Genomic DNA, 12,417 nt, shown 5'->3' with positions numbered 1-12,417 from the left:
AAGTGCCGAGCGTGGGGGCCGCATGACTATCGCAGCACGTAGCCCGAGAAGCGCCAGACGCGGTCGCTGCCCAGCTGAAAAGTCACCAGCTCGCGCACGGTGGCCGAGCTGTTGTTGGCGAAGCGGGTTTCGTACTCGATGTTCACATACTGGCCGGCCAGCTCGGGGTCGCCCTCGCCGACCACCTGCCGGTTGATCGCGACCCAGGTGCGTTGCTGCGCGGCGCCGAGCGGCGTGCGGGCCTTGGCGACCTGGCTCATGAAGTCGCTGCGGCTGACGCGTTTGCGGGCGGCCGGCGTGGCGCCGTCCCACAGCTCGCCGAGCTTGTTCTGGTCGATCATCTGGACCGCCTGCAGGCCGCCGCGCATCAGCTCGGCCGGGTCCACCTCCTGCGCGGCCGCGAACTGCAGGCAGCCGCCGAGCAGCAGGGCTGCGGACAGAAGTCGGGTCATTTGGCTCATCATTGCAGTGGTGCTCCTTCGATCGGAAATCGGCTCATTCGGACACGTCCGCCGTGGGGTAGGGCGACTCGATCCCATTCTGGTCGATGAACTCGAGACGATAACCGAGGCCGTAGACGGCCGACAGCACGAGACCGTTGGCCGGTCGCAGGTCTAGCTTGGAGCGCAGCCGCGACATGTGCGTGTCGAGCGAGCGCGAAGTGACCTCTGCATCCGCACCCCACACGGCTTCGAGCAGGTGCTCGCGCGACAGCAGGCGGCCGATGTTGCGGAACAGGAAGAGCGCCAGCGTGTATTCGCGATGCTTGAGCCTGGTCGCCTGGCCGTGGATCTGAAGCGTGCGCGTCAGAGGGAAGAAGCGATAGGGCCCGCAGACCAGTTCCGTTTCGAACAGCGCGGGATAGGTGCGGCGCAGAAGCGCTTTCACCCGCGCCTGGAGTTCGGCAACGCGGATCGGCTTGGCCATGAAGTCGTCGGCGCCGATCGTCAGCGCCTCGACCATGTCCTCTTCCTTGCGCCGCCTGGCCACGAAGAGGATGGGGAGACGGCTGCCGAGCTTTTCGCGAATCCATCTGACGACGTCGGAGCCTTCGACGTTGGGAAGCCGCCAATCGAGGATCAGCATGTCGAAGCTCTGCTGGTAGAGGGCACGCTGCAGGGAGCGGCCGTCTTCGAATCCATGACATTCATGTCCGATCACCGCCATGGCATGCCGAATGAGTTCGAGCTGGCGCGGCTCGTCGTCGAGCGCTGCAATTCGCATCTTTCTTCCCCCTGATTTCTTTCTGCAAAGCCGGCGATCTGTGCACCGGTCATTCGCGAGGCGCTACTGTACAGAGGGACGCGGTCCTCGGCCAGTTCTTTGTCATCTTCATGTAAGCTCGGCCCGAATTCCAACGCTGCCCCGAGGAGATCCCCCATGCTGATAGGCGTGCCGGCCGAAACTGCGCCAGGCGAAACCCGTGTGGCCGTCACTGCGGAGACGGCCAAAAAACTCGTTGCACAGGGCCACACCGTGCGCATCCAGTCCGGCGCCGGCGTGGCGGCCAGCGTCACCGACGCGGCCTACCAGGCCGCCGGCGCGGAGATCACAGACGCGCCAGGCTCCTTGGGCGCCGACATCGTGCTCAAGGTGCGCGCACCGAGCGATGCCGAGGCGACGCTCATGAAGCCCGGCACCGTCGTCATCGGCATGCTCAACCCTTTCGATGCTGCCGGCCTGCAAAGGCTTGCGACGGCGGGCCTCACCGGCTTCGCGCTAGAAGCCGCGCCGCGCACCACGCGGGCGCAGAGCATGGATGTGCTGTCGAGCCAGGCCAACATCGCCGGCTACAAGGCCGTCATGATCGCGGCCGACAAGTACCAGCGCTTCTTTCCGATGCTGATGACGGCCGCCGGCACCGTGAAGGCGGCGCGCATCGTGATCCTCGGCGTCGGCGTCGCCGGCCTGCAGGCCATCGCCACCGCCAAGCGCCTGGGCGCGGTGATCGAGGCGAGCGACGTGCGCCCGAGCGTCAAGGAGCAGGTCGAGTCGCTCGGCGCCAAGTTCATCGAGGTCTCCTACGACACCGAGGAAGAGAAGGAGGCGGCGCAGGGCGTCGGCGGCTACGCCAGGCCGATGCCCCAGAGCTGGCTCGACCGGCAGAAGATCGAGGTGGCCAAGCGCGTGGCCGCGGCCGATGTCGTGATCAGCACCGCGCTGATCCCTGGACGCGCGGCGCCGACGCTCATCACCGAAGACATGGTCAAGTCGATGAAGCCGGGCTCGGTCATCGTCGACATCGCTGCCGGCAAGGGCCCCGACGGCGTGGGCGGCAACTGCCCGCTGTCCGAGGCCGACAAGACGGTGGTCAAGCACAACGTGACCATCGTCGGCGAGACCAACCTCGCGGCGCTGGTGGCCGCCGATGCCTCCTCGCTCTATGCGCGCAACGTGCTCGACTTCCTGAAGCTCATCGTGAACAAGGAAGGCGCGCTCAACATCGACCTCGAAGACGACATCGTGGCCGCCTGCCTGATGAGCAGAGACGGTCAAGTGACCCGGAAGTGAGAGAGAAGGAAAAAAGACCATGGATCCCGTTTCCCATACCGTCATCAACCTGATCATCTTCGTGCTGGCCATCTATGTCGGCTACCACGTGGTCTGGACCGTCACGCCCGCGCTGCACACGCCGCTGATGGCCGTGACCAATGCGATCTCGGCGATCGTGATCGTCGGCGCCATGCTGGCGGCGGCGCTCACCGAGAGCGGCCTCGGCAAGACCATGGGCGTGCTCGCCGTGGCGCTGGCAGCGGTCAACGTCTTCGGCGGCTTCCTCGTGACGCGGCGAATGCTGGAGATGTTCAAGAAGAAGGACAAGAAGGCGGCGCCCGCGGCGGACAAGGGGAATGCAGCATGAGCATGAATGTCGCCACGCTGCTGTACCTGATCGCATCGGTCTGCTTCATTCAATCGCTCAAGGGCCTGAGCCACCCCACCACCTCGATCCGCGGCAACATCTTCGGCATGGTCGGCATGGCGATCGCCATCCTGACCACCGCCGCTCTGATCGTGCAGATCTCGAACGGCAAGGCGATGGGCATGGCCTGGGTGCTCTTGGGTCTGGTGGCCGGCGGCGGCTACGGCGCCTACCGCGCCAAGACCGTCGAGATGACGCAGATGCCCGAGCTGGTGGCTTTCTTCCACAGCATGATCGGTATGGCCGCGGTCTTCATCGCCGTGGCGGCGGTGGTCGAGCCCTGGGCCTTCGGTATCACGCCGCCGCCGGTGCCGGCGGTGGTCGGCAGCGCCACGCCGGCCGGCGCGCTGCTCATCGACGGCTACGCGCGCTTCGGGATTCCGGCCGGCAACCGGCTCGAGCTGTTCCTGGGTGCGGCCATCGGCGCCATCACCTTCAGCGGCTCGGTCATCGCCTTCGGCAAGCTCTCGGGCAAGTACAAGTTCCGCCTGTTCCAGGGCGCACCGGTCCAGTTCAAAGGCCAGCACATGCTGAACCTGGCGCTGGGCTTGCTGACCATCGCGCTCGGCCTGGTGTTCGTCTTCACCGAGAGCTGGACCGCCTTCTTCCTGATGGTGCTGCTGTCCTTCGTGATGGGCGTGCTGATCATCATCCCGATCGGGGGCGCCGACATGCCGGTGGTGGTCTCGATGCTCAACAGCTACTCGGGCTGGGCCGCGGCCGGCATCGGCTTCAGCCTCAACAACGCGATGCTGATCGTCGCCGGCTCGCTGGTGGGCTCATCGGGCGCGATCCTGAGCTACATCATGTGCAAGGCGATGAACCGCTCGTTCTTCAACGTGATCCTGGGCGGCTTTGGCGGCGAGGCGGTGGCGGCCGACGGCGGCGCCAAGGAGCAGCGGCCGGTGAAGAGCGGCAGCGCCGACGACGCGGCCTACATGCTCTCCAACGCCGAAACCGTGATCATCGTGCCGGGCTACGGCCTGGCGGTGGCGCGGGCGCAGCATGCGGTCAACGAGCTTGCCGAGAAGCTCACCCACAAGGGGGTGACGGTGAAGTACGCGATCCATCCGGTGGCCGGCCGCATGCCGGGCCACATGAACGTGCTCCTGGCCGAGGCCGAAGTGCCCTACGACCAGGTGTTCGAGATGGAAGACATCAACGGCGAGTTCGCGCAGGCCGACGTCGCGATCATCCTGGGCGCCAACGACGTGGTGAATCCGGCTGCGCTGCAGAAGGGCAGCTCGATCTACGGCATGCCGATTCTCGAGGCCTACAAGGCCAAGACGGTGATCGTGAACAAGCGCTCGATGGCTGCGGGTTATGCCGGTCTGGACAATGAGCTGTTCTACATGGATAAGACCATGATGGTCTTCGGCGACGCCAAGAAGGTGGTGGAAGACATGGGCAAGGCGATCGAATAAGGGCGCCTTGCGCCCGCGCCCCCCTTGCCGGCATCGCCGGCGGCAGCCCGTTGACCAGAACTCAGAATTTCGTTGAGGAGACATATCCATGACCGACCGCCCCTGGCTCGCCAGCTACCCGCAGGGTGTGCCTGCCGACATCGATGGCTCGCGCTATCCCTCGCTGGTAGCGCTCATGGAGGAGAGCTTCTCGAAGTACGCGGAGCGCACCGCCTACAGCTTCATGGGCAAGGACCTGAGCTACGGCGAAGTCGACAAGCTGAGCCGGGCGTTCGCGGCCTACCTGCAGGGACTCGGGCTCGCGAAGGGGGATCGCGTCGCGGTCATGATGCCCAATTGCCCGCAGTACCCGATCGCGGTCTGCGGCATCCTGCGCGCCGGGCTGATCCTCGTGAACGTCAACCCGCTCTACACGCCGCGTGAGCTCGAGCACCAGCTGAAGGATTCCGGCTCCAAGGCCATCGTGATCATGGAGAACTTCGGCGCCACGCTGCAGCAATGCATCGCGTCCACGCCGGTCAAGCACGTCGTCCTGAGCAGCATGGGCGATCGGCTCGGCATGCTCAAGGGCGCACTGGTCAACTACGTGGTGCGCAACGTCAAGAAGTTGGTGCCCGACTTCAGCCTGCCGGGCGCCGTGCGCTTCAACGACGCGTTGGACAAGGGAGCAGGGCGCGCGCCTCAGCCGGCGCCCATCGGGCCCGATGACGTCGCGGTGCTGCAGTACACGGGCGGCACCACCGGCGTGTCCAAGGGCGCGGTGCTGCTGCATCGCAACGTGATCTCCAACGTGCTGCAGTCCGAGGCCTGGAACGAACCGGTCATGCAGAAGGTGCCGGCCGGCGAGCAGCCCACCAGCGTCTGCGCCCTGCCGCTCTATCACATCTTCGCGTTCACCGTGAACATGATGCTCAGCATGCGCACCGGCGGCAAGCTGATCCTGATTCCGAATCCGCGCGACATTCCGGCCGTGCTGAAGGAGCTGTCGAAGCACACCTTCCACAGCTTCCCGGCCGTCAACACGCTGTTCAACGGGCTTGCCAACCATCCGGACTTCGGCACCGTCAACTGGAAGAACCTCAAGGTCTCTGTCGGCGGCGGCATGGCGGTGCAGGGCGCGGTGGCCAAGCTCTGGCTCGAGAAGACAGGCTGCCCGATCTGCGAAGGCTATGGCCTCTCCGAAACCTCGCCGTCGGCCACCTGCAATCCGACCACCAGCACCGCCTACACCGGCACCATCGGCGTGCCGCTGCCCAGCACCTGGCTGAAGCTGCTCGACGACGACGGCCGCGAGGTGCCTGTGGGCCAGCCGGGCGAGATCGCCATCAAGGGTCCGCAGGTGATGGCCGGCTACTGGCAGCGCCCCGACGAGACGGCCAAGGTCATGACGGCCGACGGCTACTTCAAGTCCGGCGACATCGGCGTCATGGACGAGAGCGGCTTCTTCAAGATCGTCGACCGCAAGAAGGACATGATCTTGGTCTCGGGCTTCAACGTGTACCCGAACGAGGTCGAAGAAGTGGTCGCGCAGATCCCGGGCGTGCTCGAATGCGCGGCCGTGGGCATCGTAGACGAGAAGACCGGCGAAGCCGTCAAGCTCGTGCTGGTCAAGAAGAACCCCGACCTCACCGAGGCCCAGGTGCGCGACTTCTGCCGCGCCAATCTCACCGGCTACAAGCAGCCCAAGGTGGTGGAGTTCCGCACCGAGCTGCCGAAGACGCCGGTCGGCAAGATCCTGCGGCGCGAGCTGCGCGACAAGAAGTAGCGGGGGCCTCCATGGCGGGGCCGGTCGCGATCGTTGCCGCCATGCAGGAAGAGCTGGGCGCGCTGCTCGCGGCCATGCCCGACGAGCAGCGCGTGCGCGTCGCCGGCCGCGATTTCTGGGTCGGCCATCTGCATGGGCAGGCGGTCGTGGCGGTGCTGTCGCGCATCGGCAAGGTCGCAGCGGCCACCACGGCCACCGTGCTGCTCGAGCGTTTTGGCGTGCGCGCCATCGTCTTCACCGGCGTCGCCGGCGGCCTGGCGCCCGGCGTGCGGGTGGGAGACGTGGTGGTGGCGACCAAGCTGCTGCAGCACGACCTGGACGCCTCCCCGATTTTTCCCAAGTACGAAGTGCCGCTGACCGGGCACGCACGCTTCGCGGCCGATACAGCGATCAGCGATGCGCTGGCCGCCGTGGTTGCCGGCGTGCTGCGCGATCCGGTCGCTCTGCTTGGCCAGGCCGTGGTCGACGACTTCGGCCTGCATGCGCCGCGGCTGCATCGCGGCCTGCTGGTGAGCGGCGACCGCTTCGTGTCGACCGCCGCGGAAAGCGCGGCGCTCCGGCGCGATCTGCCCGATGCCCTGGCGGTAGAGATGGAGGGTGCCGCGGTGGCGCAGGTGTGCCACGACTACCGCGTGCCCTTCGCCGCGGTGCGCACGATCTCGGACCGCGCCGACGATGCGGCGCATGCCGACTTCCTGCGCTTCGTGGCGGTCGTCGCGAGCCGCTACAGCCTCGCGGTGATCGGTGCCTGGCTCGCCGGCCTGTCTTCCCCCGCCCGTTCGGGCTGAGCTTGTCGAAGCCGGGAGCAGCCTGTCGACAAGCTCAGCCCGAACGGGGTTGGGCGACTGCTACTTGAGCCAGCCGCGGCGGCGGAAGTACCACATCGGCACCAGCGCGCTGGCCACCATCAGCGCGATCGCGTACGCGTAGCCATAGGACCAGTCCAGCTCTGGAATGAGCCTGAAGTTCATGCCGTACACGCTCGCGATCAAGGTCGGCGGCAGCAGCGCCACGCTGGCGACCGAGAAGATCTTGATGGTCTTGTTCTGGTTGATGTTGATGAAGCCGACGGTCGCATCCATCAGGAAGTTGATCTTGTCGAACAGGAAGGCCGTGTGGTTGTCGAGCGATTCGATGTCGCGCAGGATCTGGCGCGCTTCCTCGAACTGCTCGGCGTTCAGCATGCGGCTGCGCATCATGAAGCTCACCGCGCGGCGCGTGTCCATCACGTTGCGACGGATGCGTCCGTTCAGGTCTTCCTGCCGGGCGATCGCGGCCAGCACTTCGCCGGCGAGCTCGTCGCTGACGTTGCCCTCCAGCACCTTTTTGCCGGCGACCTCCAGCTCGTCGTAGATGTTCTCCAGCGAGTCGGCCGAATATTCGGCGTCGGCGTCGAAGAGCTTCAAGAGCACTTCCTTGGCGTCCTCGATGAGGCCGGGCGCGCGGCGCGCGCGCATGCGCAGGAGGCGGAACACCGGTACGTCTTCATCGTGGATCGAGAACAGCACGCCGCGGCTGCGCAGCTCGGTGTTGTGCTGATTGAGGATGAAGGCCACGCGCACGGAGCGCGGGTTCTCGGCGTCGTCGATCAGGAAGTCGCTGCGCACGTGCAGCTCGCCGTTGTCTTCCTCGTAGAAGCGCGCGGACTCCTCGATGTCCTCGTCCATCGCATCCTCGGGGATCGACAGGCCGTAGTACTGCTTGATCCAGCGCTTTTCTTCGAGCGTGGGCGATTCGAGATCGACCCAGATGGGCTGGAACTGAGAGAGCTCCTCGAGGGCCTCGATCTCTTCCTGGACGAGGCGGCCGTTGGCGAGCGTGAAGATATTGAGCATTGGCTCACTCCCGGTGAATTTTTCTAGCGGTTGGCGAGGGGTCGGGCGCTTTCAATTCCCTGGCCAACGACGCATCACAGGGGAGTTGAAAGCTGCCGAGGCGGAACGGTTTCCATGCGAAGTCTCCGGTTGCAGCGAGGCGCGATTATGTCACCGGCCTCCAGCACTTTTCTGCCGGGGCCTGGATGGGCATCCAGTAAAGTCGCGGCGATGCAAAGCCTCGCGACACCCGCACCCACGAGCCAGGCCGAGCGCCTCGCAGCCGCACTCGCCAAGCTCAACGACGCGCAGCGGGCGGCGGTGGAGCACGGCGTCGGCGCGGCGCTGGGCGAGGCGCCCGAAGACCAGCGGCCCTTGCTCGTGATCGCCGGCGCGGGTTCGGGCAAGACCAGCACGCTCGCGCACCGCGTTGCGCACCTGATCGCGCGTGGCGCCGATCCGCAGCGCACCCTGTTGCTGACCTTCTCGCGCCGCGCGGCGCAGGAGATGGAGCGCCGCGCTGGCGAAGTGCTGGCGCGCGTGCTCGGCCTGAAATCCGAGGCGCCGCCGGCCTTGCCATGGGCCGGCACCTTCCATGGCATCGGCGCGCGCCTGCTGCGCGAACACGCGGCACAAATCGGCCTTCAGGAGAACTTCACCATCCACGACCGCGGCGATGCCGAGGACCTGATGGGCCTGGTGCGCAACGACATCGGCCTCGCGGCCATGGAGCGGCGCTTTCCGCGCAAGGGAACCTGCCTCTCGATCTACTCGCGCACCGTCAACACCTGCGCGCCGCTGGCCGAGGTGCTCGCGCATGCGTTTCCGTGGTGCGCCGAATGGGAGGCCGAGCTCAAGCGCCTGTTCGGCGCCTACGTCGAAGCCAAGCAGGCGCAGCAGGTGCTCGACTACGACGACCTGCTGCTGTACTGGGCCGAGATGGTGGCGGAGCCCGCGCTCGCGGCGCAGATCGGCGCGCGCTTCGATCACGTGATGGTCGACGAGTACCAGGACACCAACCTGCTGCAAGCCGCGATCCTGCGCGCGCTCAAGCCCGACGGCCGCGGCCTCACCGTGGTCGGAGACGACGCGCAGTCGATCTATTCGTTCCGCGGTGCGACGGTGCGCAACATCCTCGATTTCCCGCAGCAGTTCGCCCAGCCGGCGCGCATCGTCACGCTGGAGCGCAACTACCGCTCGACCCAGCCCATCCTCGACGTCTCCAACGCGGTGATCGCCGCCGCCCCGGAGCGCCATGCCAAGACGCTCTGGACCGACAAGCCCTCGGCCGGCCGGCCGCAGCTGGTGCTGGTGCCCGACGAGGCGCAGCAGGCCCGCTTCGTGGCCGAACGCGTGCTCGCGCACCGCGAAGGCGGGCTGGCGCTGAAGTCGCAAGCCGTGCTGTTCCGCACCTCGAGCCACAGCGCTGCGCTCGAGCTCGAGCTGGCGCGGCGCAACATCCCTTTCGTGAAGTACGGCGGCCTCAAGTTTCTCGAGGCCGCGCATGTCAAGGATCTGCTGGCGGTGCTGCGCTTCGCCCAGAATCCGCGCGGGCGCATGGCGGGCTTTCGCGTCACGCAGCTGATTCCTGGCATCGGGCCCGTCAGTTCCACGCGGCTGCTCGATGCGATGGCCGATGCCGCGGATCCCGGTGCCGTCGTGCAGGCTTTCGTGCCGCCCGCCGCCGCGAAGGAGGAGTGGGCGCGTTTCGCCGCCATCTATGCCGCGCTGCGCGCGCCCGCGCTCGCCTGGCCGGCCGACATGGAGCTTGCGCTGCAGTGGTATCTGCCGCACCTGGAGCGGCTCCACGACGATGCCGGCCTCAGGCGCGGCGACGTCGAGCAGCTCGCGCGCCTGGCCTCGGGCTATGCCTCGCGCGAGCGCTTCCTGACCGAGCTCACGCTCGATCCGCCCGAGGCCACGAGCGATCGGCCGGGTCCGCCGCTGCTCGACGAGGACTACCTGATTCTCTCGACCATCCACTCCGCCAAAGGGCAGGAGTGGCGCTCGGTGCATGTGCTCAACGTGGTCGACGGCTGCATACCGGCCGACGTGGCGCAGGGCGCGCAGGAGCTGGAGGAGGAGCGGCGCCTGCTCTACGTGGCGATGACCCGCGCGCGCGATCACCTGCACCTGCTGGTGCCCCAGCGCTTCTACGTCACGCAGCAGGCGGTGCGCGGCGACCGGCATCTCTACGCCGGCCGAACGCGCTTCATTTCTGCCGCCGATGCCGAGCGCTTCGACGAGCAGACCTGGCCGCCGCCGCCCGAACGTGCACCCCATGTGCCACCGCCGGCAGCCACGATCGACCTGCTGAGCCGCATGCGCGCCGCCTGGCGCTGAGCGTCGCGCGAGGTCTTTAGCACTATCGAATCGATAGCAGCCCGCGAGCAGGGGCGGGCGGTGCCGGGGTTTGCCCCGGAAAGGGATTGCAATTCGATGACAGCATGGGCATAGTGAACCGACCTTCCTCTTCCCTCTCTCCCCTTCTTTTCTTCTCTCCTTCCCCCACCTTCTCCCTGTTTCGCCGGCCGCGTTTCACGATCCCGTGAAGCGAGGTCTTTTTCCCCAACCGTCAATCCAGGAGGTCATTCATGAATTTGACGATCAGCGGTCATCACCTCGACGTCACCCCCGCCTTGCGCAGCTACGTTACGAGCAAGCTGGACCGAATCACCCGCCATTTCGACCAGGTGGTCGATGTGAAGGTGATCCTCACGGTGGAAAAGCAAAAGGAAAAGGAACGCCGGCAACGAGCCGAATGCAATATTCACGTCAAGGGCAATGACATGTTCGCGGAATCGAGCCACGCTGATCTTTACGCCGCGGTCGACGAGTTGGTGGACAAGCTCGATCGGCAGGTCGTCCGCCACAAAGACCGCCTGCAGGACCACCATCACGAGGCGCCGAAGCGCGTGATGTAGTACCTCTCCGGGCAAATACTCTTGCGGGCCGCCTTCGGGCGGCTCTTTGCTTTTTGTGGAGCAGGTGCATAATCGCCCCCGCCCTGCCCCAACATGAACCGACTCGCGTCCATCCTGCCGCCCGCTCAAGTCCTCGTGAGCGTCGAGGCCACCAGCAAGAAGCGTGCTTTTGAAGAAGCGGGCTTGCTGTTTGAAAACCTGCATGGCCTTGGCCGCGCCCTCATCACCGACAGCCTGTTCGCCCGCGAGCGCCTGGGTTCCACCGGCCTCGGCCACGGCGTAGCCATCCCCCATGGGCGCATCAAGGGCCTCAAGTCGCCGATGGCTGCGGTGTTCCAGCTCGCGAATCCGATCGGTTTCGACGCGCCGGACGAGCAGCCGGTAGTGCTGCTGATCTTCCTGCTGGTGCCCGAGGCGGCGACGCAGAAACACCTTGAAATACTTTCGGAGATCGCAGAGCTGCTCAGCGATGCCGGCCTGCGCGAGCAGATCAAGTCGAGTTCCGACGCCGCCGCGCTCCACGCCCTGATCGCAGGATGGCAATCCGCCCAGGTGGCTTGAAGCGCATCCGCATGAGACAGTCTGGCGCATGAAGCCGACCGTCATCAGTGCCGATGCGATGTTCGAGGAGTTCCGCGGCTCGCTCCGATGGGAGTGGCTGGCGGGCCTGGGCGCCTCGGAGCGCCAGTTCGATCCCGGCGTCATCAGCCGCGCCCAGTCGGCCGCCGATCTGGTGGGCTACCTCAACTACATCCATCCTTACCGTGTGCAGATCCTCGGCGCGCGCGAGGTCGCCTACCTGACGCGCGGCACGCCCGACGATTGCGTACGGCGCATCGCCCGCATCGTCACGCTCGAGCCGCCCATGCTGGTGCTGGCCGACGGCCAGCCGGCCCCGGACGAGCTGCTGTCGATCTGCGAGCGGGCGCAGTTGCCCCTTTTTGCCACGCGGGAATCGTCGGCCTTCGTGATCGACCTGCTGCGCGCCTACCTCTCCAAGCACTTCGCCGAGCGCACCTCGATGCACGGCGTGTTCATGGACATCCTGGGCCTGGGTGTGATGATCACGGGCGAATCGGGACTGGGAAAGAGCGAACTCGGCCTGGAGCTGATCTCGCGCGGCAACGGCCTGGTGGCCGACGACGCGGTCGATCTGTATCGCATCAACCAGACCACGCTGGAAGGGCGCTGCCCCGAGCTGCTCCAGAACCTGCTCGAGGTGCGCGGCATCGGCCTGCTGGACATCCGGGCGATCTTCGGCGAGACCGCGGTGCGCCGGAAGATGCGCCTCAAGCTCATCGTGCACCTGGTGCGGCGCGACAGCTTCGAGCGCGATTACGAGCGCATGCCCTCGGCGCCGCTCACGCAGGACGTGCTGGGCATCCCGGTGCGCAAGGTGATCATCCAGGTGGTGGCCGGCCGCAACATCGCGGTGCTGGTCGAAGCGGCGGTGCGCAACTCGATCCTGCAACTGCGTGGCATCGACACGTACGCCGATTTCGTGGCGCGCCACCACAAGGCCATGGAAGGCGCGCGCGAAGATGATTAGCCCCCCCGGCTTTTCACTGCG

At 66.3% G+C, this 12,417-nt stretch carries 12 protein-coding genes; 9 read left to right on the top strand and 3 right to left on the bottom strand.

Annotated features, from left to right (window positions below; translation table 11 throughout):
• Positions 1–26 precede the first annotated feature (26 nt).
• Positions 27–452, bottom strand: a complete 426-nt coding sequence (locus tag EJI01_RS04090; protein ID WP_260602317.1) for a DUF4019 domain-containing protein — start codon at positions 450–452, stop codon at positions 27–29.
• A gap of 43 nt (positions 453–495) precedes the next feature.
• On the bottom strand, positions 496–1,224 hold the full coding sequence (locus EJI01_RS04085; RefSeq protein ID WP_126835841.1) for a response regulator transcription factor: 729 nt from the start codon (positions 1,222–1,224) through the stop codon (positions 496–498).
• 156 nt (positions 1,225–1,380) lie between these two features.
• On the opposite strand from EJI01_RS04085, the gene EJI01_RS04080 reads away from it, so the two are divergent.
• The 5 genes from EJI01_RS04080 to EJI01_RS04060 all read left to right on the top strand — a co-directional run bounded on the left by EJI01_RS04080 (position 1,381) and on the right by EJI01_RS04060 (position 6,897).
• Positions 1,381–2,511, top strand: coding sequence for a Re/Si-specific NAD(P)(+) transhydrogenase subunit alpha (locus EJI01_RS04080; RefSeq protein ID WP_126835840.1), 1,131 nt, complete (start codon positions 1,381–1,383; stop codon positions 2,509–2,511).
• 19 nt (positions 2,512–2,530) lie between these two features.
• Complete coding sequence (locus EJI01_RS04075) at positions 2,531–2,860, top strand: NAD(P) transhydrogenase subunit alpha (RefSeq protein WP_093109934.1); 330 nt, start codon at positions 2,531–2,533, stop codon at positions 2,858–2,860.
• On the top strand, positions 2,857–4,344 hold the full coding sequence (locus tag EJI01_RS04070) for an NAD(P)(+) transhydrogenase (Re/Si-specific) subunit beta (protein ID WP_126835839.1): 1,488 nt from the start codon (positions 2,857–2,859) through the stop codon (positions 4,342–4,344). Before EJI01_RS04075 ends, EJI01_RS04070 begins: the two co-directional genes overlap by 4 nt.
• A gap of 88 nt (positions 4,345–4,432) precedes the next feature.
• Positions 4,433–6,109, top strand: coding sequence for a long-chain-fatty-acid--CoA ligase (locus tag EJI01_RS04065; RefSeq protein ID WP_126835838.1), 1,677 nt, complete (start codon positions 4,433–4,435; stop codon positions 6,107–6,109).
• 11 nt (positions 6,110–6,120) lie between these two features.
• Complete coding sequence (locus EJI01_RS04060) at positions 6,121–6,897, top strand: 5'-methylthioadenosine/adenosylhomocysteine nucleosidase (protein ID WP_126835837.1); 777 nt, start codon at positions 6,121–6,123, stop codon at positions 6,895–6,897.
• A 60-nt stretch (positions 6,898–6,957) separates the two neighbouring features.
• On the opposite strand, the gene corA is transcribed toward EJI01_RS04060, so the two are convergent.
• Positions 6,958–7,944, bottom strand: coding sequence for a magnesium/cobalt transporter CorA (gene corA / locus EJI01_RS04055; protein WP_126835836.1), 987 nt, complete (start codon positions 7,942–7,944; stop codon positions 6,958–6,960).
• A 210-nt stretch (positions 7,945–8,154) separates the two neighbouring features.
• Here corA and EJI01_RS04050 point away from each other — a divergent pair, with 210 nt between their 5' ends.
• The 4 genes from EJI01_RS04050 (at position 8,155) to hprK (ending at position 12,396) form a co-directional block, all read left to right on the top strand.
• Positions 8,155–10,266 (top strand): ATP-dependent helicase, encoded by a 2,112-nt coding sequence (locus EJI01_RS04050; RefSeq protein ID WP_126835835.1) that lies wholly within the window; start codon positions 8,155–8,157, stop codon positions 10,264–10,266.
• A 251-nt stretch (positions 10,267–10,517) separates the two neighbouring features.
• Positions 10,518–10,847, top strand: a complete 330-nt coding sequence (gene hpf / locus EJI01_RS04045) for a ribosome hibernation-promoting factor, HPF/YfiA family (protein WP_093109940.1) — start codon at positions 10,518–10,520, stop codon at positions 10,845–10,847.
• 93 nt (positions 10,848–10,940) lie between these two features.
• The gene (locus tag EJI01_RS04040) at positions 10,941–11,408 is read left to right on the top strand and encodes a PTS sugar transporter subunit IIA (protein WP_126835834.1); all 468 of its coding nucleotides are present in this window, start codon (positions 10,941–10,943) and stop codon (positions 11,406–11,408) included.
• 28 nt (positions 11,409–11,436) lie between these two features.
• Positions 11,437–12,396 carry an HPr(Ser) kinase/phosphatase gene (gene hprK / locus EJI01_RS04035; RefSeq protein WP_093109942.1) on the top strand — a complete coding sequence of 320 codons (960 nt, stop codon included), beginning with the start codon at positions 11,437–11,439 and terminating at the stop codon, positions 12,394–12,396.
• The last annotated feature ends 21 nt before the right edge of the window (positions 12,397–12,417 follow it).

The organism is Variovorax sp. MHTC-1 (assembly GCF_003984645.1).
Classification (GTDB): domain Bacteria; phylum Pseudomonadota; class Gammaproteobacteria; order Burkholderiales; family Burkholderiaceae_C; genus Variovorax.
This window is presented reverse-complemented; position numbering and strand designations above follow the sequence as displayed.